The organism is Geotalea toluenoxydans JCM 15764, from assembly GCF_001311985.1.
In the GTDB taxonomy this organism is placed as follows: domain Bacteria; phylum Desulfobacterota; class Desulfuromonadia; order Geobacterales; family Geobacteraceae; genus Geotalea; species Geotalea toluenoxydans.
This window is the reverse complement of record NZ_BBCJ01000008.1, coordinates 81,841-106,214: the sequence shown is the minus strand read 5'-3', so window position 1 is coordinate 106,214 and position 24,374 is coordinate 81,841. Positions and strand designations below refer to the sequence as shown.

Below are 24,374 nucleotides of genomic sequence, written 5' to 3'. Positions count from 1 at the left end.
ATGAAGAGTGCCGCAAAAAGCATACTTGTCGTTGACGATGAGGAGAACCTTCGCCACATGCTGCAGGTGATGCTGGGCAAAAAAAGCTACAACGTTGACCTGGCATCGGAGGGGGCCGAAGCGTTGAGGCTTGTTTCCCAAAAGCATTACGATTTTATCCTTTGTGACATCAAGATGCCCGTTCTTGACGGGGTCGGCTTCCTCAAGGGGATAGATCGGGCCGGCACTGCAAGCACCATCATCATGATGTCCGCCTACGGCACGGTGGACACGGCCATCGAATGCATGAAGCTGGGGGCATACGACTATATTTCCAAGCCCTTCAAAAGCGATGAGATAGCCCTTGTCCTGCGCAAGGCGGAGGAGCGAGAGCGGCTGAAATTCGAGAATCGGGTGCTCAGGGATGAACTGAGGAAGGAATACTCATTTGCCGACATCGTCAGTAAAAACCGGCACATGCAGGAAATTTTCGGTCTGGTGCAGAAGGTCGCCGATTTCAAGACCACGGTATTGATCCTGGGGGAATCTGGAACCGGCAAGGAGCTTATCGCCAGGGCGGTACACCGGAACAGCAAACGGAAAAGCCGTCCTTTCGTGGCAGTAAACTGTGCCGCCATACCGGAGACCCTGCTTGAATCGGAACTTTTCGGCCATGTCAGAGGCGCATTTACCGATGCCTTGGCCGATAAAGTCGGGCTCTTCGAACAGGCGAACGGGGGAACGCTTTTTTTGGATGAGATCGGTGAAATGCCGATTTCACTGCAGGTTAAGCTACTGAGGGTCCTGCAGGATGAAGAAATCAGGGTTGTCGGCGGGACGACCACCAAAAAGATAGATGTGCGCGTTATCTCCGCCACCTCCAAGGATCTGGAGCATGAAATTACCGACTGTCGCTTCAGGGAAGACCTCTATTTCAGGCTCAATGTATTCACAATCACTCTCCCGCCGCTTCGTGAACGGCAGGAAGACATCCCCCTGCTGGTGGACCACTTCATCACCAAACATTCGGTGAATATGTCGAGGGAGGAGGTGGCGTGCTCGCCTGAAGCGCTAAGAGTGATGCTGGATTACAATTGGCCCGGCAATGTCAGGGAACTGGAAAATTGCATCGAGCGGGCCCTGGTGGTCTGTGAAAAAGGCACTATTGCCCCGGACTGCCTACCGGAAAAAATCACTCGCCACGGCAGCGAACACACCCCCCACAAGGTCGACTTCGGATCCCTCTCCATTAAACAGGCGGAGGAAACCGTTGAACGGGAACTGATCAGACAGGCGCTGGAAAAGACCGGCGGAAACCGGACCCATGCGGCGAAACTTCTTGAGATCAGCCATCGGGCGCTTTTGTATAAGATCAAGGAGTATGGGATGGAGTGAATGACACTTTTTGCATAATTGTAGTGTTGAACTATGAAATAAATGCATAGCGTCTTTGCTTGGGTATAGGCAATTCTTCGATTTAGCTCAATTTTTTTATTTTTGTTCAGCGGCATGCATGTTGCTCGTATGCTGCTGTTTCTTTTAAAGGTCTACGTTGTAAAGGAGATGGTGATGGCGGATTTGAGGATTTTTATTCTTGCTCTGGGTATTTTGATGTCTACAGGATCGATATCTGCGCTTGCCGATGAAGATGGTGCCGTTGTAGGCACCTACCTTGGTGTGAAGTTTTCCCGACTTACCATCGATGTTCCCCATAAGGGAACACGTACCTTTGTCGTCAATAACAAAACCAGGGTAAACAGTTCCGGCGTCCCATACGATATTAAAAAAATTCCGAGGCATTCGGTGGTAAGAGTCCTTGAAAAAGACGACGTTGTTTCTGTCGTCATTGTCGAGGAGGTACCGCGATGAGAAAAATATTTGTCAACCTGACCTTTCTCCTGCTCTTACTTATCCTTCCTACAGTTGCAAGAGCCGCTCTGACTTACAATGTCGATCCCACCGACGGTACAACAGGTGTTAGTGTAAACATCGCTACAGTATCGATTACCTTTAACGAAGCGATGCAGCTTTCCAGCTTCACCGACCGTGTTTCAGGCATTCCCATAGATTCAATAACCGCTTCCGCAGATAAAAAGACCTTATACTTCCATCTCAGTTCTACCTTATCCTACAGCACCACATACACGGTCACCATCAATAAAAAAGTTAAAAACGACAACAATGTGAAGATCGGTGATTTAGGTTATTCCAGTGGCATATCCTGGTCATTTACAACCATGGCAAAACCCCTCACCGATACCACCCCTCCGACCGTTGCTTCGACCTTTCCCACTGCTGGTGCCACGGGGGTAGCAGTCAGTGCTGTAGTCAGGGCGACTTTTTCCGAGGTCATGAACCAAGCCACCCTAACAACCTCCACTTTTACCGTTTCTGCAGGAGGGAGTCCCATAACTGGTGCAGTAACTATGGACCCCACCAATAAAATTGCGTATTTTACACCATCGGTAAATTTGTCCTCCAACACCGTCTACACTGCAACAATAACTACGGGTGTCCGGGATGCGGCGGGCAATGCAATGACAGTGGCTTACAGTTGGAATTTCACTACTGTCAGTACCGATGCAACCCCGCCGACCATAGTTTCAGTTTCTCCATTAAGCGGTGGAACAAGCGTTCCTGTAAGCACTCTTGTTTCAGCCACCTTCAGCGAAGCCATGGATGCCGCCACCATAACCAGTGCTTCATTCACCCTGAAAGCAGGCGCAACTTCCATAAGTGGTAGCGTTGCTTATGATAACGGCATCTTTGCTGCGACCTTTACGCCCCTTTCTGCTCTCGCCAACTCCACGACTTATACTGCCACCATTACAACCACCGCAAAAGATTTGGCCGGAAATGCCCTGACAAGTACCTATACCTGGACATTTACAACGGTTGCCGCAACTGCCGTGCCACCTGCCTCCGATTATTGCCAGATCCCACCGTATGTCACGTCTGGGTCGAGCAGTTTGAAACCCAACGTGCTGATCCTGCTGGACAACTCGGGGAGTATGGCTGAATTTGCCTATAAGACAGAGGGGAAAGGTTCCAGCAACAAGAACTATGATGACAGTTATAATCCTGACGCTTCCTATTACGGCTATTTCGACAGCACAAAAATGTATTCATATTACACCACATCAGGGGGGTACTTCAGGGTTGACCCGGCACTTGCTCCTGACAAAACCTCCTTCTGGTCAGGTAATTTCCTCAACTGGCTGACCATGCGCCGGGTCGATATCATCCGCAAGGTACTCGTGGGGGGGAAAACAAGCCCCAGATCTGCAAACGTTGCCAACTATCTGATTCCCCTTGAAGATCCCGACAGGGACTTTTACAAGACCTACAATAACGTCAAATATATGGTTTATGGAGGAACATCCAAAGAGCAGATAGTCAATCAAAACACCGGCACATCCTACACCCTTCAAGTTTATGTGGGTGATCAGCTTCCCCAGGAGGGCATCATTCTGACCATGGCCGATAAAATCCGTTTCGGCATAGAAATCTTCAATGATGCCGGTCAGAAATTCGAGACGGGTGGGAATGGTACTGCCGACGGCGGCAACATTATTGTGGATATAGGTTCTACAGGAACAAACCTTATCACCCAGATAGAATCTGCGGACCCTTCGACCTGGACTCCCCTTGCAGAATCTTTTTATGAGGCAACCCGTTATTTTCAGGCTACGACCGGTGCATTCACAAATGCCAATTACGCAGCAAAGGACCCGATTCAGTTCAAGTGCCAGAAAAATTTCATCTTGATCCTCACCGATGGTGAGTCCACCATGGATCGGAATTTGCCCGGTGGCAATTGGCAGAGCAGCAGCAATGCCAATCCTATTGCAGATAATGTTACCTCTCCCAATAATTTCAATGTCGAAACCTGGATGGACAGCATTGCTACTCAGGAAAATATAACCAGCCAGTGGGCAACTGATGCCAACCCATCGGGAGGAACATATTATCTTGAGGGGGTGGCCTACTGGGCACATAACACGGACATGCGCAGCTCCGTGCGTGGTAAGAATGATATTCCCGGCAGTCAAAATATCACAACCTATGCTGTTTTTGCTTTCGATGATTCGGCTGTGGGAAGGGACCTCCTGAAAAAAGCGGCGAAATATGGCGGCTTTAACGATTATGACCATACCGGCAAGCCGGATAATGCGGCAAAATGGGATAGGGATGGTAACGGAGTTCCTGATACTTACTACGAGGCCCAAAACGGAGCGCAACTGGCAGGAGAACTGCTGAAGGCGCTGAACGATATCCTCGCCCGTGTTTCAGCGGGTACGGCCGCTTCCATTCTCAGCAACAGTGAAGGGAGTGGCGCCAACATTCTGCAGGCGGTGTTCTATCCAAAAAAATTCTTCGATGCCCAGACCTCAGCCGACTGGATCGGGGAAATGCATAACATGTGGTATTACATCGATCCATTCATCAACAACAGCTCTATCAGGGAGGATTCCGACTACCCTAACCCGAATACAAAGCATGAACTGAACCTGGGCACCGACAAGGTGGTGAATTTCTATTTCAATACTGCCCAAAGCAGAACTTTGGTGCAGCGGTCCACCGATAGTCTCGGCGACGGCCAACCGGACATCGATACCAATGGTGATGGGGTCAAGGATACATATACCTTTGTCGACGAGGTCGACCCCGATTACGTGAAGAGTATTTGGAAAGCCGGTAAACAGCTGTGGAGCCGGACCTCGTCGCGGACCCTTTACACCCAGCTGAACGGCACGTTGACCAATTTTGCCACTCTCGATACGACACTTGCTTCAACTCAATCCTTTCTTCAAGCTGCCAACAAGACGGAAGCGGACAAAATCATCGCTTTTACACTGGCACTATGCCGGAACAGAGCGGTTATCGCAGCAGAAAGGTCACTATCGGCGGAACCACAGGGGTCTGGAAACTGGGTGATATCGTCTCTTCGACCCCCAAACTGCAATCGTCCATCAGGCTGAATGCCTACAATGTTCCCTCCCCCGTCGGGTACGGTGATACTACCTATGGAAACGACAATGCAAAAACAGGCTATATCTACACCTCCGGTTACAAAAATCGTGGCATGGTCTATGTCGGTGCCAATGACGGAATGTTGCACGCCTTCAAGTTGGGGACGCTAGATGTTACGGCAGCCCAAGACCGCAAGGCATCTCTGAAGGGCAGCGGTTTGGGCGAAGAAGAATGGGCTTTCATCCCCAAGAACGTTCTGCCTTACCTGCGGTACAGTACTGAAATGAACTACGAGCATCTGTATTATGTCGACGGCACGACGACCATCAATGATGTGAGCATCGGAGTACCGTCCGGGTGTACGGGGGATTACTGGAATTGCGTACGCCCGGCCGACGGCAGCAGCTGGCGGACGGTTCTTGTGGGCAGCATGGGGTTGGGGGGTGCTTCGAAGATCAAGGGTGCCGGATGCAAAGGTACCGGCTGTGTCGAGACTCCTGTTCTTGATCCTTCGGATAACACCAAGGGGATAGGTTATTCGTCCTACTTTGCCCTCGATGTGACGAATCCAGATTCACCATCCCTTTTATGGGAATTCGGCGATCCAGGACTTGGTTATTCAACTGCCGGCGCGGCTTTTGTGAGAATAGCCGGCAGGGAAGCCGATAACGTGACCCCCGATAAGACGAAAAATGGCAAATGGTTCGCAGTGTTAGCGTCCGGGCCAACCGGTCCCATAGATACGACGCAACATCAGTTCAAGGGCAGTTCGAACCAGAACCTGACCCTGTATGTGCTGGATTTGAAGACCGGAGCAGTTGTCGCCACAATCGACACATTGACTGACGGCACCAAGCTGGCAAATGCTTTTGCCGGAAGTATTACCGGCGGTGTGGTGGATACCGACCGTTGGAATAAGGACGCATCTGGTTTTTATCAGGACGACGCAATCTATATTGGCTATACCCAGCTTTCCGGCACCACGTGGAGCAGTGGGGGAGTGTTACGACTTATGACTGGAGAAAACCTGGATCCGACCGATCCGACCAAGTGGCGGCTGAGTAAGGTAATTGACGGCATCGGCCCTGTCACCACCAACATCACCAGGCTCCAAGACCGCAAGAATCACAACCTCTGGCTCTATTTCGGGAGCGGGCGGTACTACTTCAACCAGGATGACAACAGCAATCAGCAGAAGATATTCGGCCTCAAGGAGCCTTGCTATCTCACCTCAGACAGGCTCGATGCCACCTGTACACTAAAAAAGACACTGACGGATCTGACCAACCAGTCCACGACTGCCAATGCCGTGAGCAACTCCGGTTGGTATATAAATCTCGATGCCGAGGACACAACGAATAATTTTGGTGCGGAAAGGCTGATAACGGATCCGGTGCCCATGTCGAACGGTGCCGTCTTTTTCACCACCTTTAAGCCAACAGTCGATGTCTGTAGCTTTGGTGGCAGCTCCTACATGTGGGCGACCCGTTATGATAATGGACTACAGGCCCCTCCTAAAGCGCTTGAAGGAAAGGCGCTTGTACAGGTATCTACCGGCGCATTCGTCGAGCTTGATTTGTACAAGCACTTTGACCCGGTGTTAAATCCACCTACATCCGCCAATCGATTGGGGCGGAGAATCGATGAACCCATGATCGGGAAACCACCAAGCGACCCGCCCCCGATTGTTTCAAAAAGCAACCTGAAGCCGGTGAAACGTGTCATCCACATACAGGAACATTGATATGCATGACGATCATGGTTTCACGCTGGTGGAACTCATAGTAGTAATGGCAGTTATGGGCATATTGCTGTCACTGGGTACGATGGCTTTTAATGAATACTCAAAAAAAACAGCCATAGAATCCCAAGTCAAAACCATGTACGCCGACCTGATGGCACTTCGGGCCGAAGCGTTTTACCAGAAACAGAAACGGGCCGCTGTAATCTCGGGAAATGAATTCTTGATTTATGCCACCGAGAATACATCTGATACCCCTGTTGAACGGAAAAAACTGTCGTATCCAGTTGTCTCCAACAACGGCGATACCATAATCATTGACAGCAGTGGTTTGTTAAATGCCTCAGGTATAGACGGCAAGAGTATCTGTGTTAATGTGGGCGAGAATGGTGCTGTTGTTGACAGTCTAGTTCTCTCAACAAGTAGAATTCATTTAGGCAAATGGCTAACTCCTGGAGGTGTTGCTGGTGATTGTAAAGGCCATAAAGATTACATTAAAAGACAGTGATCGAGGGTTTACGCTAGTTGAACTGCTTGTTGCCATGGTGATAACAATGGTTGGTCTGTTGGGGCTTCTCCAGGCAGTCAATGTGGCCACAGAGCACAACTTGCGGAATCAGTTACGTGACGAAGCCGGGCGCATCGCCGATGAACAGATGAAATACATGCGGGAACGTCCCTTCAGCAATGTGTCGACCCCCCGGATTATCAAGGGTGACATGAGAGGCTTCAAGAAGGATTACGTGGTTGTTTTGGAGAGCAAGTCGATGACTCCCTCTACCTCACGCGAACTGATCATAACTGTAGGTTGGTTATACAAGAATGCCAGTTCCCATTACCAGCTGAGAACGGTCAAATCGGAATAACGAGGCGGAAACGGCTATGAACGGAAACAAAGGTTATTCTCTGGTTGAACTAATCGTGACCATGGCCATTTTCATCGTCATCCTTGGCCTGGGATCCTACGCATTCCAGAATATTATCGCAACATCGGCACAACAGTCTAAATCCATACAAAGCAATATCGAAGGGATGATCGGACTCGAGGTGATGCGCCAGGACATCCAGCACGCGGGTTTCGGCCTGCCTTGGGCATTTCAGAATTACACCGGCACGCTCGGCCCGGCATTTAACTACAAGGAATGTGATGTCGTTACGGGGTGGCAGGCGAAGGGAGTCGACTCCACCAGTTTTAACGATACTCCTCCCGATATGCCCCGTGCCCTTAGCAGCGGTACGTCTACAAAGGAGGTGAATGGTGCGGACGCCGTTTCTGCTGGCGGCGGCCCCGATTACCTCGTGGTAAAGTCGTCCATTGCCGCCATCAACAACACGGCAAAAAAATGGAGCTATGTCAACTACTCCACCTTGAACAACATTACCAACAAGAGTTACATACGGTCATGGGGCAAGAGCGATGATATAGCTAATGATGATCGCGTTGTTACCATTAACTCAACCTTTACTGCAGCAGGCAAAGAGAGCAAGTTACTGGTTACTGACGGAAAATCCTTTTCATACAAAGTCAATGGTTTCCAACCCCCATCCATATTCCAACCCGGTGATGGTGCGCAGGTATACATTGTTTACGGCATCGACGGAACTAAAGACCTGAAGATGCCATACAATCGTGCCGATTTCTATGTGAAAAAACCTTCTGACAACTTTCCTGCTGCCTGCAATCAAAATACGGGCACTCTCTACAAAGCGGTTGCACAACATGGTGGTGCCGGCTTCACCGAATATCCGCTCCTGGATTGTGTCGGCGATATGCAGGTTGAATTCGAGTTGACAGACCCCGAAACATTGACTCAGACAATGTCGTTGCCAGCTGGTGAGATACGTGAAAGGCTACGGGAGGTCAGGGTGTATCTTTTGGTCCAGGAAGGTAGAAAAGATACCGGGTTCAAATTTCCCATTGCCGATGTGAATAATGTTATCCAGGTGGGTGACAAGAGATTGTCCTCATCCGGTCGGAGATGGACAAGCGCCAACATGCAGACGGTATTCGGTGCCGACTGGCGCAACTACCGTTGGAAGGTTTATACAATCGTTGTTAATCCCAGTACCTTGAAATAAAAAAGGCAGGGCGTCATGATCATAAAAAATGAAAAAGGTATAGCCCTTGTTACGGCACTGATGCTGACACTGATTTCGTTGGCCATCGTAATGGCCCTGCTGTATCTGGTTACCAAAGGTACACAGCTGTCGGCCTCGCAAAAGCGGTACAAAACGGCATTAGCAGCATCATACGGTGGAGCCGAGGTATTTACAAAAGAGTTGATACCGCAAATCTTCAATAATTACTCGACGAGTAAACTCATCACTGACTACAAGGGCATCGACCTTGCTTTGTCAGCCACAGGCTGTCTGCAGCAAAAACTAAACATGAATACCAGTGACTGGGGATCCGCATGTTCTGCGGCTGCGAAAACTTTCGATCCAAAGACAGCACCAGATGCTTCCTTTAAACTCAAGGGGTATTTAACCCAGCCGGGTTTCAAAGTTTATTCAAAGATAGTGGACACAAGACAAGGTAACTCTGATCAATCGGGGTTTGAATTACTGGACAGCGGTGCAGGCGTTACCGGTACCAGTGCAGGGGTTGGGCCGAAGCATATGCCTGCTTTGTATAAGATCGAGGTCCAGGGCGAGAGGGAGACACAGGCACAAGAGAAGGCAAATCTTACCGTTCTGTATGCTTATTGATTATCGGAAAGTTTTTAATTGCTTCAGCCATTCGACTGAATTATGTCAGAAATATGACCATTGTTGTCACTTTTACGTTCACTGCCATCGTAACAATGGCTAAGCACCGAGCTATTCCATGGATTTAACGTTCTTATTATTTCTGTCTTTGTTAAGGAACGGTTTTTGCAGTTTTTGAGTAAATTTCTAACATCCGATACACGATAATACTAAACCATCCGCGAGGATGGGGCGGAAAGCTATAGGGTCTCAAGTAGACAGCCGGGTTGCCGAAATATCAAATTAGGCGACCCGGTTTTTTTGTGCCGGTACTATACAAATATTGCAATTGTATATAATTGTATTTATTTGGTTACAAAAAACATAAATTTCTTGACAGTTCTTTTCATTGTGCTATTTTCCTTATAAAATCCGCGGGAAGTGGGAAAAGGAAATGCGCGTAAAGAATAATGTCAGAAAAATCCGGGAACAGCGTTTGATGAGCAAGGCTGAACTGGCAAGATTGGCGGGTGTCTCTCCAGTCACAATAGATCGTATTGAACGTGGAGAAGAGTGCCGCATGGAAACAAAAAGAAAGATAATACTGGCATTGGGATTTTCTTTGTCGGACAAGGATAAGGTATTTCAAGAATAAGTGCGAGGGTGGACTGACAATGTTTTTACCGGAAAAAGATGTCGTCGGCATTGATATTGGTTCCAGTTCGATCAAGCTAATCCAGCTTAAATCCCAGAAAGGCATGTATCAGCTGCAGAATGTGGGACTGATTCCATTGCCTGCTGAAGCCATAGTTGACAACACGCTTATGGACAGCGCCTCAGTGGTTGAGGGGGTTAAAACCTTACTTGCCAGCCTGAAAATCACAGCCAAAGAAGCTGCATGCTCTATCTCGGGTAATTCGGTTATTATTCGGAAAATATCCTTGCCGGTCATGCCGACCGAAGAACTGGAAGAACAGATACATTGGGAGGCAGAACAGTACATTCCATTCGATATCAATGATGTAAATATCGACTTTCAAATCATAGCCCCCGACGATATCGACTCCTCCAAGATGAACGTACTTCTAGTGGCAAGCAAAAAAGACATCATCAATGACTATCTTGCTGTTTTTACAGAAGCAGGTTTGAAACTGACAATTGTAGATGTTGATTCCTTTGCCGTTCAGAACGCATTCGAGTTAAATTACGATCCAGATCCTGATAATGTCATAGCTCTGGTTAATATTGGCGCCAGTGTTATGAACATGAATATAGTGAAGGATGGTATTTCTCTCTTTACTCGTGATGTTCAGCTTGGTGGCTCGCTGTATAACGAAGAAATACAAAAGCATTTTGGTGTTAATAACGAAGAAGCCGAACGGATAAAGGTTTCCGAATCTTCAACTGACAATAGGCTGAAGGACATCCTTACCCGTGCCAATGACACACTAGCCATCGAAATGCGGCGGTCCCTCGACTTTTACAATTCAACTGCCGGAGAGGGTAAAATCAGCAAGGTATATCTGAGTGGTGGGGGGGCCAAGTCTGCAATGCTGGCAGAGACAGTAAGTCAGAAACTCGCTATCCCAGTGGAAATCTTGAACCCTTTTGCGAAAGTAAAATTTGACGAAAAACAGTTCGATCCCGATTATCTGAAAGAAATTAGTCCACTTGTAACTGTTGCTGTGGGACTGGCTACAAGGAGGCTTGGGGATAAATGATCAAGATAAATTTATTACCGGTCAGGGCAGCCAAAAAGAAGGAAACTACCAGGCAACAGATCTCCATACTGGTCATTACCCTCCTTGGTACTATAGTCATATGCGTGCTTTTGTATTCCATGGCGATTTCCAAAATTTCAGCACCAAGGAAGACATTGCCAAAACTGAGCAAGAAATTCAGCAGCTGAAGGCTAAGATAGGAGAGATAGACAATATAAAGAAACTTCAAGCCGAGGTGAAGAAGAAGCTGGACATCCTTAGCCGGTTGAGGAAAGAGAAAACCGGTCCTGTCAGCAGGCTTGCTCTGCTGAGTAATGCTGTGCCTGATAAATTGTGGCTCACTAAATATACAGAAGCAGCCGGTACCATATCTATTTCCGGCGTTGCCTTTAGCGAAGACGATATTGCAACTTTCATGAAAAATCTGCAGTCAATCCCGGATTTTAATAATATAGAACTCCAAGTTTCCGAACAGACTGAGATAAACAAGACCAAAGCGAAAAGGTTTGACATAACCTTTAAACTCACCGCCTTTGGCCCCCCCGAACCGGACAAAGCGGCTAAATAATAAAGATTACATCAGCTTTCGAGGCTTTCATGGACCCACAAATTGAGAAGTTATTGAAGCTTCCGACCAAGCAAAAGCTGGCGCTGCTGTTTCTTATTGTTGCTTTACTTGGGGCAGGATTCTATTTCGGCCTTTACCAGCCAAAGCTAAAAGAACTGAATGGATTACAGACAAATCTCGAGGAACTGCGCAAACAGGCTTCGGAAGCGCAGAAACTTGCAAGCAATCTTCCCAAATATAAACAGGAATACGAGCAATTGCAGAATGAATTGAAAGTTGCTCTCACCGAGTTGCCAAATCAAAAGGAAATACCTTCGCTTTTGGCAAGTATCTCCAATGCAGGTAAAAGTGCAGGTTTGGAATTTCTTCTTTTCAAGCCTAAGCCGGAAGAGCCAAAAGACTTTTATGCCGCTGTTCCAGTGGATATTTCAGTGTCCGGCACTTTTTATAAAGTGGCCGATTTCTTTCAGGCAGTGGCAAATCTTCCGCGAATAGTGAACATTTCCAACGTTAATTTCGCAGACATCAAAACCGCCAATGGTGTTACTACGCTCAAGGTTAATTGTCTGGCAACAACATTCCGTTTCCTTGATAAGAAAGAGATAAAGGATGAAAAAAAGCCCAAATAAACTTGTCTTGGCACTTTTAGCTGGTCTTCTGACTATCTGCGCCATCGGTGGATGCAAAAAAAAGGATGAGGCGCCGGTACCAAGTCAGGTACCTGCCCCTGCTGCTCAGCCCAAGGCAGCAGCAAAACCCGCTGCCGCATTGCAGGCAGCTGTTTCTTCCGCAAAAAACAGCCAGACGACACCGACATTGGGTTTCAAAGGGAAGAAAGATCCTTTCAAGCCGTTGATTGCTCCTCAGGAGGCGACTGCTGCAAAAGCGCCGCTGCCTGTGAAACGTAAGATCGTCGATGCGCTTCCCATACAGAGTTACGAAGTAAGCAGATTTGTCGTAACAGGAATAATTACAGGATTGAAGGAAAACAAAGCATTGCTTATCGACTGCAGGCAAGGGATACGTGGTCAAAACAGGGATGCTCATCGGTGATAACGGTGGGCGAATTACAAAGATCACTGCATCTTCCCTGGAAGTGACCGAGCAGTACGAAGATGGTAAAAAACGAATAAAAAGCAGGAAGATAGTACTGCCATTGGCCAAGAAAAGTAAGGAGACTTCCCGATGAGAATGAGTTCATTCCGAATCATTTGCCAAGCCCTTGTACTTATTTTTTTAATGGCTTTGTCTGGCTGTGCCAAGAAAATGGTTGCAGCAAAAGATGTTGAACAATATGAGTCTAACTCTTCTGCTGTCATTCAGGCTATAAACATTGTAAAAGATGGATCTCAAGCAGAAATCCTTACCAACAGGCCTTTGACGTACACCTCTTACAAGACGAACGATCCCCCCAAAATATTCATAGATCTAGCGCAAACGGAGCCGGGTACCATTAAACCGCAAACCTCGGAATCCGGAGGTATCAAGACTATCCGTGTGGCTCGTCAGGATTTCGGCAGCGGTTTTCTCAGCAGGGTAGAAATTGAACTGAGACAGGATGCAGATTTCTCCGTCAAAACCGACGCAAACGACAAGGGAAAGCTTCATGTTGTTCTATCTGCCGGGAAGAATGAGGAGAAGGCTGCCAAGGCAGAAGATGATGGACGTGCTGTTTCTGAACCAGAGAAAGCAGCTGATGACGCTAAGCCGCAGACTAATGTCGTACCTGTCCCAGTCGCAGCAGTTGCCGAAACCACTGTCGAAGCAAAAGAGGACGTGACAGGAAAAACTGTCGGTGCGGAGGATGGCAGAGAGGCAAAGGGGGAATCGAATGCTGCTGTGGAAAACAAGGCCCCTGCCGATGGGTTGAAGGTTCTCAATGCCATTAAGGTGCTTGACCAAAGGATAGATCTGGCTGTTTCCGGCGGCCTGTTGCCTTCACTACATTTAAGCTTGATAAACCAGGTCGCCTTGTTGTCGACCTTTTTGAAATCCAAAACCAACTCAAAGCCAATGCCATCTCCATAGACCGCTTCGGTATAACAAAAGCAAGGATCGGCTCTTCTCCTGGGAAGGTGCGGATAGTGTTCGATGCTGCGAACGACCAAGTTCCGGCTTATCGCGTTGACAAGGCAGATATCGGTTTGAGTATCGCCTTTTCCGATTCGGCTAGAGAACCGGCCGCCACGAAGAAGGCAACGGCACCAGGACCCCAGGGAAAACCTTTAGAACAGAAGAAAGCTGGAGTTGAAAAAGGTTCAGTCGAATCAATCGACTTTAAGGTTACAGACGGATTTTCACGGGTTGAAATCAAAACAGCCGGTTCCTGTTCAGCCGACAAGCCTGCCGACACCTCTAAGGGCATCCTCCTTAGCTTTAAAAACTGCGAGCTTCCCAGAAAACTTCAGCGGACGCTGGATACAAAAGCATTTGCCAGTTCCGTTTTAAGCGTAACCCCATACCAAGTGAAGGTTGCCGGTGGGACCAATGCCAGAGTGCTGGTCAAACTTCGTGGCAAGAGTGCATATTCCGACCGTACAGAAGGCAACACCTACGTATTTGAGGTGAGAAATCCCGTTATTCCTGCTGTGGTATCAGGTCCTGCCAAAGACAAGGCTCTACCTTCTTCCAGGATAGAAGAGGAATTGCTGACAACACCAGCTAAAGAAGGTGATGCCGCCGAGTTGCCAAAATCTGTCCTAACCAAGCAGCAACCGAAAAAGATTTACACGGGCAGAAAAGTTACCCTTGAATTTTCCGATGCTGATATCCGCAAAATATTCCAACTCATTGCAGAAGTAAGCAATCTAAATTTCCTTATAGCTGATGACGTCACCGGGACGATCAGCATCAAGCTGGTAAATGTGCCTTGGGACCAGGCCCTGGATGTTATTCTCGACACCAAAGGCCTTGGTATGATCCGGGAAGGAAACATCGTTCAAATCAAGCCAAAGGGTAAGATGCAATCTCAGGCTGACGAGGAAATGGCTGCAAAGAAAGCCCGTGAAAGAGGGATGGAGCTTCGCAGTGAAATTTTCGATGTTAATTATGCAGCTGTCACTGATATTGCAACCCAATTCGGTACCCTTAAAAGCGAACGAGGGATTGTAAGTACCGATGCACGTACTAATCGTGTTATTGTCAAAGATATTGCAACAACCATAGAAGACATGAGAGCCTTACTTAAGGCACTGGATACGCCAGAAAAGCAGGTCATGATCGAAGCCCGAATAGTCGAGGCAAGCACCTCTTTTGTCCGGGATCTCGGAGTGCAATGGGGAATTCATTACATAGACGGTTCTGCATCCGTTGCCGGTATCAGCAGGCTCGACACAGGTTTCGGCGGGCAGGTTTCCAATGCTCCCACATCGGGTACATCCGGACCTGGTGCTGCCGTCGGTATGTCATTCGGTAAGCTTGCAAGCAACATACAACTTGATATGCGCCTTTCTGCTGCAGTTACTGCAGATCAGATCAAGATAATGTCCACACCGCGTGTGGTTACGCTTAATAATAAGCCGGCCAAAATCTCTCAAGGTGCGTCCATACCCTATCAAACAACATCTGCAGAAGGGACCAAAACCGAATTTGTTGAAGCTGCCTTAACCCTAGAGGTGACACCGCACATTACGGCAGATGGCAGCATCGGCATGAAGATCAAGGCCTCCAACAACTCTGCCGGTACCGGTTCACCACCACCAATCAACAAGAAAGAAGCTACCACGGAACTGCTGGTGAAGAACGGCGAGACCACTGTTATCGGCGGCATATATGTGGACAGCGACACCGAAAGCGACAAGGGAGTTCCATTCCTGCAGGACATACCCCTGCTGGGCTGGCTTTTCAAATCGAACACGAAGAATAAGACGAAGAATGAGCTTCTGATTTTTATAACACCTAAGATTGTCAGTTAAGGGGGGGGTAATGTTTAAAAAGGCCATATTGAAGAGTCTCTTGGTAATTTGTTGTTCTGCGGCTTTGATCTCATGCGGAGACTCCAAGGGCGGCGGCACAGCTGAATTCAATACCGTTTATGCTACTGCGAATGGTCCAACCTCTTCGTTGGATGCAGACGTGGCAAAATGGGTGGATGCAAAAGGTACCGCAGCTACTGCCTGCATTGCTGGAAGTTCCCCTTCGATTTCACCGGATGTTATCGAGGTAGCTATCTCGACAGTTGCTTATTCCGGCGTCACCAATCCGTCCAAATTGTATATCAACGGGTACAGAATGGTTTTTACTCCCGCAGACAGCCTTACGCCTGCACTTCCTCCACTATTTCAAACACAATATCAACCGGTCGGCCAGACCATTAACGCAGGTACTGCAGCAACTGTCTCCGTTCGGGTAGCTACTCATGAAATCAAAGATTATCTCCAACCTGTGCTGAACTGTAACGGCACCATATATAACTATGATGTCACGATTAGTTTTGATGCAGTGGAATTAGATACCAATAGAAGCGGTTCCGTTGACACCACCAAAATGAGGGTTCGTTTCGCTGATTTTGCCGACAAGAGTAACTAATCCTTTTATTTCATTTACTGGAACACAAATATCGGGAGATAGTATGCGTATAGCTAACAAAGGGACAGCAATCCTTCTTGCATTGCTGATGGCAATTATAGTGGGTTGTGCAGGAAGTTCGACGGATTCGTCGCAACAACCGATTAAGAAAAGCACGGCAAAGGTGCTGGAAAATGACAAGCAGATTAGTACGGATACTAACGACCAGGCTACACCTGCTGTTGCCTATGATACCGTCCACGACAAATACCTGACTGTATGGACGGATATGCGTAACGGCACCAACAATGTAAATATTTACGGTGCTGTCTGTACCGGTTCCGGCACCGGTGCCTCCACAACCATGACTTGCGGTGCTGAGTTTGTTATTTCAAATGCGCTGGGAAATCAAACCCAGCCCCGCGTTGCCTTCTATGAGGATTCTGCCACCCCTGCGAACAGCAAATTTTTCGTTGTCTGGACCGATACCAGTGCAACCTACGGCCAAATAAAAGGTCGGGCTGTTGCAGCTAACAGTACCGATAATAATGGAGCTTTGCTGGGGACTGAGAAGGTTATTTCAGCTCATGTCGTCGCTCTTACTTCAGACAACGGCACCAATCAATCGGACCCGGATATTGTCTATAATCCGGTTATTAACAAATTTGTCGTCACCTGGTTGGATAAAAGTATCGCCGATAACAGCGACAATACAGACAATAGACTTGTTGTTACAGGCGCAAAATGCTTAAATTCCTACACAATATCCTATGTTCCATTGCCCGTAGTTGATAACAATCTTGTCAGGACAGTAGAGGTCGATCCGGCAACAGGCGATGCTGTGGCAAGCACGCGTAAAAATGCAACAGGACTTGTCAGCACAGGTCCTGCAGTGGATTCCGGCAGTGCCATTACAAAAGGATGGATCGCTCAAAGGAACGAATCACAACCAAAGATAGGCTATGACCGGAACGGCAACTACTTCGTTGCCTGGAGCGGCATTACTGATAATGTCACGATGACTATCAATTATACAGTGGGTACCATAACCGCCCCTGCCACACAGGGTGTCTGTACCTACACCCCATTGGCGCCTGCTGCTACTACTTCCGACACGGGTCCCAAAATCAAAATTAGGCAGAACGACGGTCTTGGGCTCGTCAAAGATTACAGCTTCGGTACCGGCAATGCGCTCTATCCTACCCTTGCCACCGATCCGAATACGAACAGGACCTTGCTTGCCTGGGAGGAGGACCAGCAAATCCAGGGGCAACTTGTAGATCTGGGCTCTTTTGCAGCGTACGGCCCGGCGATTGCCATCTCCACAGGCACCGGGGCACGTACTGCCCCTGCGGCAGCTTTTGACAACGTCAATCAGCGCTTCCTCGTCACTTGGGAGGATGCCCGCAATGGATCGGCAACGGTGAGCAATATCGATATTTACTCACAGTTTGTTGATCCTCAGGGGGCGCTCAGTGGCGGCAATACCATCGTCACGGTCGCACCCGGTAACCAGTTGGCACCGGCTGTAGCCTTTGGGGATGTTAATTTTAGAGATTTTCTCGTTGTCTGGAAAGACGGCAGGGCTCCGGGAAATTCGGACATCTATGGACAGTTGCTGGAGTACTCCACTTTGCCGCAGCTGCTCATTACCGATTCTGCAGGACAGCCCATACTTAACGGCGCTATAGATTTCGGTAGTATCGACGTGACTTCAGCGACAACTTTCAGCGATTTTACCTTCAAAATCCGTAACGATGGTAACAGCCAGCTGACCATCAGCAATATCAGTACTCCCAAAGATCCGTTTTCAATCATTACTCCCACACCGAAAACGATCAGCCCGGGCACCAGCGTTGACATGACGGTACGTTTTGCCCCGACAGGGCAAGGTTCTTTTTCCGGTGACGCATCCAACGACTACAAGATAGCCTTCACTTCAAATGGCGGCAACGCGGTCATATATTTCAGCGGGACGGCAACTGGGTCTATTCCTCTCACGGTATCTACAACGTCTCTTCCCGATGGTGCTGCAGGGACCACTTATGATACCGCGTTGAGCGGCAGCGGGGGTACTGTCCCCTACAGCACATGGACCATCACCTCTGGCGCTCTCCCCTCGGGATTGACTCTTGACCCGACTGCCGGAGTAATCAGCGGTACTATAGCTCCGACTCAAAACGGTATATATACCTTCTCTGTTACTACCACCGATAACGCGGGTATGACCAGTGCACCAAAAACCCTGACCATCAACGTCACTACGGTCAGTATCACCAGTGGCTCGCCCTTGACCTCGTGGACACAGAATCAAGCGGGGTATAGCCACCAATTCACTACCAGTGGTGCCACCGGTGCTTTGACATGGTCAATCAGTGCAGGTGCCGGGGCAGGTACTCTAAGCCCTGTGGCCGGCCTGACTCTGAATGCCTCGACAGGCGTCCTGAGCGGTACACCTACCGCTGCAGGTACATATACTTTCACCGTCAAGGTTGTAGACGGCGCATTCAAGATGGCCACGAAACAGTTCACTGTTTCCATAAACTCTGCCCTGTCAATCTCCACAAGCAGTCTTCCAGGCACGGTCCTCAACGGCACCTATAGTCAAAAACTGGCTGCACTTGGGGGCACACAACCCTATACCTGGTCCATAACCGGCGGCTCACTGCCTCCAGGCTTCGGCTCCATCGATCCAAGCACCGGCACTATCTCAGGTACTGCCAGCAGCTCGGGAACCTTCAATTTTACCGTTCAGGTGAGCGACAATATCGGTGCTACCACAACCAAGGCGCTTTCCATAACAGTAAATCCTCCTTTGAATATCACCACTCCCGAGGGTGCCATTACCCCTGTGGCTACATCTGGGCAGTCTTACACCAAGATTTTTGCCGCAACAGGCGGTAGCGGCATGTATGACTGGTCTGTCGTCAGTGGATCTCTTCCCACCGGTCTGACCCTTAACGCCATCACGGGAATGCTGAACGGGACTCCGACCGCTCCTGGAATCTATACCTTCTCGGTCCTCGTAAAAGACAAGCAGTACCTGGATACGGTTTTCAAAACCTATTTCCTGACCGTCATCGACCCGACCACATCGGCAAGCACTACAGTTTATTACAGCGATTCCACCGCCAACATGATCACGTCGCTACCCTTCAGCAATGTCTTTGTCGGAGCAACAGGCAAAAAAGCCGTAACCATAACGAATAACAGTCCCAATGTAGTTACGATAAGCTCGGTGTCCTCCACCAGCAGCGCCTTTTTTACCGATCTGCCGGCTGTTTTCGATTTAGCAGGAAATACCAGCAAAACTTTAAACATCTCATTTGTTCCGGGCAGCATTACCTCATACAGTGGCGAACTGGTCTTGACCGATTCAAACGCTGCTCAGTACAAACTTGCTTTGACCGGTGACGGATCGCCCCTCTCGGTGTCCACAGCCGCCGGCAATGGTACTGTGGGTACAGTCACACCCTTGTCTGCATCCCAGGTTCCTCTTGCCACTGTTCCGGCTAACCTTACCGTCACAGCTGCTGGGGAATTTACCATCACCGGTCTGACCAGTTCACCTGCTACTGTCACCTTAACATTCGACCCCAGTGTTGTCCCTGCAAGCCCGGTATTTTATACCATCGACAATAACGGTCAGTGGCACGAGTTGACTGGAACGGTCTCCGGCAATACCTTCACCTATGCATTAACTGATAACGATGCCAATATGGACAAAGATACTGCTGTCAATGCCGTCAGAAGTCTTGTTGCCATCGGTACAACGAGTGCTGCCGGTCCAGGACCGGTTGAAACAGGTACAGGCTATGCACCTCCCAGCTCCGGCGGTAAGAGCGGCTGCTTCATTGCCACTGCTGCTTATGGCAGCTACCTCGATCCAAATGTCATGGTGCTTCGTCACTTCAGGGATGATGTCCTGCTGAAAAGTTACCTGGGTACAGCGTTTGTTAAATTCTACTATGCTACTAGCCCTCCCATTGCCGATTTCATAAGAGATCATGAAGTGCTGCGTACTGTTACCAGATGGATGCTAACACCACTTATCTATGCCGTTAAGTACCACACAGTCATATTTGCCTTTGCCCTGGCTATTCTTGGATACTTCGGTATGCGCAAGCGCATGAGAAAAAGCATTTGATGTAACTTGTTTACGATAGCTTTGAGATGGGGCACGGCTGGCTGTGCCCCATTTTGATTTTTCAGAAGGAGCGGTCGATGCCCTTAAAGAAATTTGTAATTATAAAAAAGATGGTAGTTTGTGCTTTATTGGTCATGTTTCTCTCCGCATGCAGTTCGGCCCCTACGAAAGACGTTGCGACGGCTGCCTTTAAAAAAATACTGCCCATGTCTTTTTCCATTGAAGAGATAAAGCCGGTGAAAGGCATTCGAGGCCTAAGTGAGGTAATAGTTATTGCTAACATGCAGCCGATGGTGTTTTATATGGACAAAAAAGGCGCTTACATAATTTCGGGCAATATCGTGGAAGCGGAAACCAAAAAGAATCTCACCATCGAGGCCTTGCAAAAGCATCAGCAGGTGAAATAAAGACAGTAGAGGATTGCTATGTTCCGTTACTTAACAGCCGGTGAATCCCACGGTCCGCAACTGACCGCTATAATCGAAGGAATTCCTGCCGGTCTCAACCTATCAGAAGAGATTATTAACGCTGACCTTGCCCGCCGGCAGGGAGGGTATGGACGTGGCGGCAGAATGGCCATTGAGAAGGACCAGGTGGAGATTCTCTCCGGCGTCCGTTGGGGGAAAACCATTGGTTCTCCCATTACTCTCTGTGTGAAAAACAAAGACTGGGCGAATTGGCAGGAAAAGATGTCTCCCAAGGAACGGTTCAGGGATGACAATATTCATGTCACCCGTTCCCGACCGGGTCATGCCGACCTGCCAGGGGCGATGAAGTATGACCATAGGGACGTAAGGAACATTCTGGAGCGCTCCAGCGCCAGGGAAACAGCGGTTCGTGTTGCTGTTGGTTCGGTTGCTAAGGCACTCCTTGGTCAATTTAATATAGATATATGTGGATTTGTTTCTGAGCTTGGAGGAATCAAGGCAATCCGCCCAAAACTTTGTCTTGCAGACCTACGTAGCACCGTCGCAAAATCGGAGGTGTATACATGCGACAGCAGCGTTGAACCTGGTATGAAAGAACTCATCGACGAGGCAAAGTCTGCAGGTGACACCGTTGGCGGGGTGGTAGAGATAATTGCCTCCGGGGTTCCCGCTGGATTGGGCAGTCATGTTCAATGGGACAGGAAGCTGGATGGCCGGATCGCCATGGCCATGATGAGTATCCAGGCTTTCAAGGGGGTCGAAATCGGCCTTGGTTTTGAAGCTGCTGCCCGGAAAGGTTCTAACGTCCATGACGAGATCTTTTATGACCGGTCCCGTGCTTCCCAAGGAAGCATGACCGGGTATTATCGGGTGACCAACAATGCCGGCGGCATTGAGGGTGGAATGACCAACGGTGAGGATATTGTTGTCAGGGCTGCCATGAAGCCTATTCCTACCCTCTACAAGCCGTTGCGCTCTGTGGACATCGTCAGTAAAGAACCCTTCGAAGCCACCGTGGAGAGGTCCGATGTTTGTGCCGTTCCGGCTGCATCGGTGGTCGCAGAATCGGTATTGGCCATTGAACTTGCCGATGCCTTTATGGTAAAGTTCGGCGGTGATTCCATAGAAGAGATGCAGCGCAATTACGCCGGCTATCTGGAATATCTGAAAAACTTCTGATCAACCCTCGAGTTTTAATATGAATAAAAATAATTCTTCTGTTGTGGATGCCATTAAGGTCGGGCTAGGAGATCGGAGCTATCCGATACATATCTCAACTCACAACCTCAATTCTCTTGGTTTCCTTTGTCTTGAGCATAAACTTGGCCGTAAAGCCGCGATCGTGACAAACCCTACCATTGGCGCCCATTATTTTCAGCCGGCAGAAGCATCTCTTGTTTCAGCCGGCTTCTCCGTTTGCAAGATAGAAATTCCGGATGGCGAACAGTATAAAAACAGTGAGACTCTCAATCTCATCTACGACAAACTGATCGAAAACGGCCTCGATCGCGGCTCTTTTATCGTAGCACTCGGGGGGGAGTCATCGGCGACATGGCTGGATACGCTGCTGCAACCTATTTGCGCGGTATTCCATTCGTGCAGGTTCCAACCACGTTACTTGCTCAAGTGGACAGCAGTGTGGGGGGGAAAACTGGCATCAATCACCACAAGGGGAAAAATCTTATCGGTGCCTTCTACCAGCCGAAGTTCGTTCTCATAGATCTTGCCTTACTGGACAGCCTCTCTGATCGTGAATATATCAGTGGGTTTGCCGAGATGCTCAAATACGGCGTTGTGCTCGATGGGAAATTTTTTGATTTCATGCACGCCAATGCTGAAAAATTGCTGCACCGGGATAAAGACTGCCTTCAGTTTGCCGTTAAAACTTCCTGTATGCTAAAGGCATCCATTGTCGAGCGTGACGAGAGGGAAGGGGGGCTGCGAGCCGTCCTCAACTATGGTCATACCATTGGCCATGCCGTTGAGACGCTGACTGATTACAGGCAATTCCTCCATGGCGAGGCTGTCTCAATAGGCATGGCCCAGGCAGCAAGGATTTCCGAGGCTATGGGGGGGGCTTCAACAGCGTGTACAGAGCGTATTCTGAGCCTTTTGACAAAGCTTCATCTTCCCACTGATCTTCCTGCGTTCAAAGCTGATGACTACTTGGCAGCAATCCTTCATGACAAGAAGGTCAAGGATGATGGGCTCAGTTTTGTTTTTAATAAAGACATTGGCAACTTTTATATAGATAAGGTTAAAGATGTGAGCCGGTTATTGAAAGTATGCGAAATAGGGGACTGACAATGGATCAGGATACGCTTTCCTTCTGGGCTGACATCGGTAAATATGAAGAAACGCTGGCTAAAGATCCCAATTCATTTTGTTTTGCACCTCTCGCCGACCTCTACCGCAAACTTGGCCTTCTGGATGAAGCTATTACTGTCGCCAGTAAAGGATGTGACAGGCATCCTGGCTACATAGGCGGATTTATGGCTCTTGGACGAGCTTATTATGAAAAAGGCATGAAAGAGGAAAGCAGGGCTGCTCTGGAAAAAGTCATTGATGCGACTCCTGAAAATCACCTGGCGCAAAAGCTTTTGAGTCAGCTTTATTTTGAGACAGGAGATAAGGTTTCTGCTAAACAATCATTGCAGATGCTGCTGTCACTCAATCCCGATGACAAGGAGAGCCGGGATCTGCTCAGTTCCCTGCAGTCCGGCCACAGTTCATCTGTAGACGTTTCCAGTGAATCGCCTGCAGATAGCTCTTTTTCGTTTGACACTGACGTTGTTCAAGGAACTGCTTTGGAATGCGAGCTGGCCCTTGACGAGGTGGAAATTATAGAAGAGCTGACCGAAGAAATTACCGATCATCAGGCGAAAAATGCTGCCGATGAAGTTGAATTATCAACCGGCATGGAAAGCGAGACCGACCGGAAAGATCCTCTTAAAACTGCTACCCTGGCCGAACTGTATGTATCGCAAGGTTTCCTGTCATCTGCTCTCTCCATTTACCAGGAACTGCTGAAAAGCGAGCCTGGCAATAAACATTATGAAAGGCGTTTATTGCAAATAAGGCAAGCCGTGGCAGTTCAAGAGAAAGAGGCCCAACAGCCCGTAGAGACTGTCTCAACAGATCTTGAGGAATTTATTCAGGACAATACTTCACAACAGCATTCAGAAGCTGTTTCTAATGGTTCTGACCCTGTTGCCGTATTGGAAAGATGGCTCGAAAACATCCAGAGGAGGCGTTGATGCCATTCAAGGACATCTTGCAGACGGTGGTCGACAGTGTAGAGGGGGCCGTTGGCGCTGTTGTCATGGGCTATGACGGCATTGCCATCGATGACTTTGTTAAAAAAGAAAACCCCTTTGATTTGCAGCTCTTGACAGCGGAATACGCGGCCGTGCTGAAGGAGGTTAAGGGGACGGTTGAAGTTCTGAAATCCGGCCTGCTGCAGGAGGTGTCCATTAACACGGAGCTATCGATTGCCATTGCCAGAGTGATTAACGAAGATTTTTTTGTCCTCCTTGTCATCACCGGTGGCGGGAACTTCGGCAAAGGTCGCTTTTACCTGCGCCGGGAAGCTCCAAAACTTGCTGAAGCTCTGCAGTAAAGG

Annotated in this window: 22 protein-coding genes, 2 pseudogenes and 1 riboswitch; all 24 genes and pseudogenes read left to right on the top strand. The window is 48.7% G+C overall.

Annotation, left to right across the window (positions count from 1 at the left end):
- Nucleotides 1-1,374, top strand: coding sequence for a sigma-54-dependent transcriptional regulator (locus tag JCM15764_RS06885; protein ID WP_054693935.1), 1,374 nt, complete (start codon nt 1-3; stop codon nt 1,372-1,374).
- Between the two features lie 129 nt (nt 1,375-1,503).
- Complete coding sequence (locus JCM15764_RS06880) at nt 1,504-1,848, top strand: hypothetical protein (protein ID WP_054693933.1); 345 nt, start codon at nt 1,504-1,506, stop codon at nt 1,846-1,848.
- A complete protein-coding gene (locus tag JCM15764_RS22265) occupies nt 1,845-4,961 on the top strand; it encodes an Ig-like domain-containing domain (RefSeq protein WP_243688512.1) in 3,117 nt (1,038 codons plus the stop codon). Before JCM15764_RS06880 ends, JCM15764_RS22265 begins: the two co-directional genes overlap by 4 nt.
- Nucleotides 4,844-6,697, top strand: a complete 1,854-nt coding sequence (locus JCM15764_RS22260; protein ID WP_243688511.1) for a pilus assembly protein — start codon at nt 4,844-4,846, stop codon at nt 6,695-6,697. Before JCM15764_RS22265 ends, JCM15764_RS22260 begins: the two co-directional genes overlap by 118 nt.
- Nucleotide 6,698: 1 nt before the next feature.
- Nucleotides 6,699-7,202: a pilus assembly FimT family protein gene (locus JCM15764_RS06870; RefSeq protein WP_054693930.1), complete on the top strand. Its 504-nt coding sequence runs from the start codon at nt 6,699-6,701 to the stop codon at nt 7,200-7,202.
- Nucleotides 7,162-7,560, top strand: a complete 399-nt coding sequence (locus tag JCM15764_RS06865) for a type IV pilus modification PilV family protein (RefSeq protein ID WP_243688510.1) — start codon at nt 7,162-7,164, stop codon at nt 7,558-7,560. The genes JCM15764_RS06870 and JCM15764_RS06865 overlap by 41 nt, the downstream gene beginning before the upstream one ends.
- Nucleotides 7,561-7,576: 16 nt before the next feature.
- On the top strand, nt 7,577-8,773 hold the full coding sequence (locus tag JCM15764_RS06860; RefSeq protein WP_054693923.1) for a PilW family protein: 1,197 nt from the start codon (nt 7,577-7,579) through the stop codon (nt 8,771-8,773).
- Nucleotides 8,774-8,788: 15 nt separating this feature from the next.
- A complete protein-coding gene (locus JCM15764_RS06855) occupies nt 8,789-9,403 on the top strand; it encodes a hypothetical protein (RefSeq protein ID WP_054693920.1) in 615 nt (204 codons plus the stop codon).
- Between the two features lie 198 nt (nt 9,404-9,601).
- Nucleotides 9,602-9,677, top strand: a riboswitch (cyclic di-GMP riboswitch).
- A gap of 159 nt (nt 9,678-9,836) precedes the next feature.
- Nucleotides 9,837-10,037 carry a helix-turn-helix transcriptional regulator gene (locus tag JCM15764_RS06850; protein ID WP_054693918.1) on the top strand — a complete coding sequence of 67 codons (201 nt, stop codon included), beginning with the start codon at nt 9,837-9,839 and terminating at the stop codon, nt 10,035-10,037.
- A gap of 19 nt (nt 10,038-10,056) precedes the next feature.
- Nucleotides 10,057-11,103 (top strand): type IV pilus biogenesis protein PilM, encoded by a 1,047-nt coding sequence (gene pilM, locus JCM15764_RS06845; RefSeq protein ID WP_054693914.1) that lies wholly within the window; start codon nt 10,057-10,059, stop codon nt 11,101-11,103.
- Nucleotides 11,090-11,671 (top strand): PilN domain-containing protein, encoded by a 582-nt coding sequence (locus JCM15764_RS06840; protein WP_369412274.1) that lies wholly within the window; start codon nt 11,090-11,092, stop codon nt 11,669-11,671. The genes pilM and JCM15764_RS06840 overlap by 14 nt, the downstream gene beginning before the upstream one ends.
- Nucleotides 11,672-11,700: 29 nt before the next feature.
- The gene (locus tag JCM15764_RS06835; RefSeq protein ID WP_054693910.1) at nt 11,701-12,300 is read left to right on the top strand and encodes a type IV pilus inner membrane component PilO; all 600 of its coding nucleotides are present in this window, start codon (nt 11,701-11,703) and stop codon (nt 12,298-12,300) included.
- On the top strand, nt 12,281-12,724 hold the full coding sequence (locus JCM15764_RS06830) for a hypothetical protein (protein WP_243688509.1): 444 nt from the start codon (nt 12,281-12,283) through the stop codon (nt 12,722-12,724). The genes JCM15764_RS06835 and JCM15764_RS06830 overlap by 20 nt, the downstream gene beginning before the upstream one ends.
- Nucleotides 12,711-12,860: a hypothetical protein gene (locus JCM15764_RS22255; protein ID WP_243688508.1), complete on the top strand. Its 150-nt coding sequence runs from the start codon at nt 12,711-12,713 to the stop codon at nt 12,858-12,860. Before JCM15764_RS06830 ends, JCM15764_RS22255 begins: the two co-directional genes overlap by 14 nt.
- Nucleotides 12,857-13,699, top strand: coding sequence for an AMIN domain-containing protein (locus JCM15764_RS22250; protein WP_369412273.1), 843 nt, complete (start codon nt 12,857-12,859; stop codon nt 13,697-13,699). The genes JCM15764_RS22255 and JCM15764_RS22250 overlap by 4 nt, the downstream gene beginning before the upstream one ends.
- Nucleotides 13,657-13,764: pseudogene (locus JCM15764_RS22245) on the top strand (hypothetical protein); the annotation flags it as partial. The gene JCM15764_RS22250 and the pseudogene JCM15764_RS22245, both read left to right, overlap by 43 nt.
- Complete coding sequence (locus JCM15764_RS22240) at nt 13,747-15,585, top strand: type IV pilus secretin PilQ (RefSeq protein ID WP_369412272.1); 1,839 nt, start codon at nt 13,747-13,749, stop codon at nt 15,583-15,585. The pseudogene JCM15764_RS22245 and the gene JCM15764_RS22240, both read left to right, overlap by 18 nt.
- A gap of 10 nt (nt 15,586-15,595) precedes the next feature.
- On the top strand, nt 15,596-16,198 hold the full coding sequence (locus JCM15764_RS06820) for a hypothetical protein (protein ID WP_054693908.1): 603 nt from the start codon (nt 15,596-15,598) through the stop codon (nt 16,196-16,198).
- Between the two features lie 43 nt (nt 16,199-16,241).
- Complete coding sequence (locus JCM15764_RS06815; protein WP_054693904.1) at nt 16,242-20,324, top strand: putative Ig domain-containing protein; 4,083 nt, start codon at nt 16,242-16,244, stop codon at nt 20,322-20,324.
- 77 nt (nt 20,325-20,401) lie between these two features.
- Nucleotides 20,402-20,731 carry a disulfide isomerase DsbC N-terminal domain-containing protein gene (locus tag JCM15764_RS06810; protein WP_054693901.1) on the top strand — a complete coding sequence of 110 codons (330 nt, stop codon included), beginning with the start codon at nt 20,402-20,404 and terminating at the stop codon, nt 20,729-20,731.
- Between the two features lie 18 nt (nt 20,732-20,749).
- The gene (gene aroC / locus JCM15764_RS06805; RefSeq protein ID WP_054693898.1) at nt 20,750-21,931 is read left to right on the top strand and encodes a chorismate synthase; all 1,182 of its coding nucleotides are present in this window, start codon (nt 20,750-20,752) and stop codon (nt 21,929-21,931) included.
- 19 nt (nt 21,932-21,950) lie between these two features.
- Nucleotides 21,951-23,056 (top strand): annotated as a pseudogene (gene aroB, locus JCM15764_RS06800) (3-dehydroquinate synthase).
- A 2-nt stretch (nt 23,057-23,058) separates the two neighbouring features.
- Nucleotides 23,059-24,009, top strand: a complete 951-nt coding sequence (locus JCM15764_RS06795) for a tetratricopeptide repeat protein (RefSeq protein ID WP_054693895.1) — start codon at nt 23,059-23,061, stop codon at nt 24,007-24,009.
- A complete protein-coding gene (locus JCM15764_RS06790) occupies nt 24,009-24,371 on the top strand; it encodes a roadblock/LC7 domain-containing protein (protein ID WP_054693892.1) in 363 nt (120 codons plus the stop codon). The genes JCM15764_RS06795 and JCM15764_RS06790 overlap by 1 nt, the downstream gene beginning before the upstream one ends.
- The last annotated feature ends 3 nt before the right edge of the window (nt 24,372-24,374 follow it).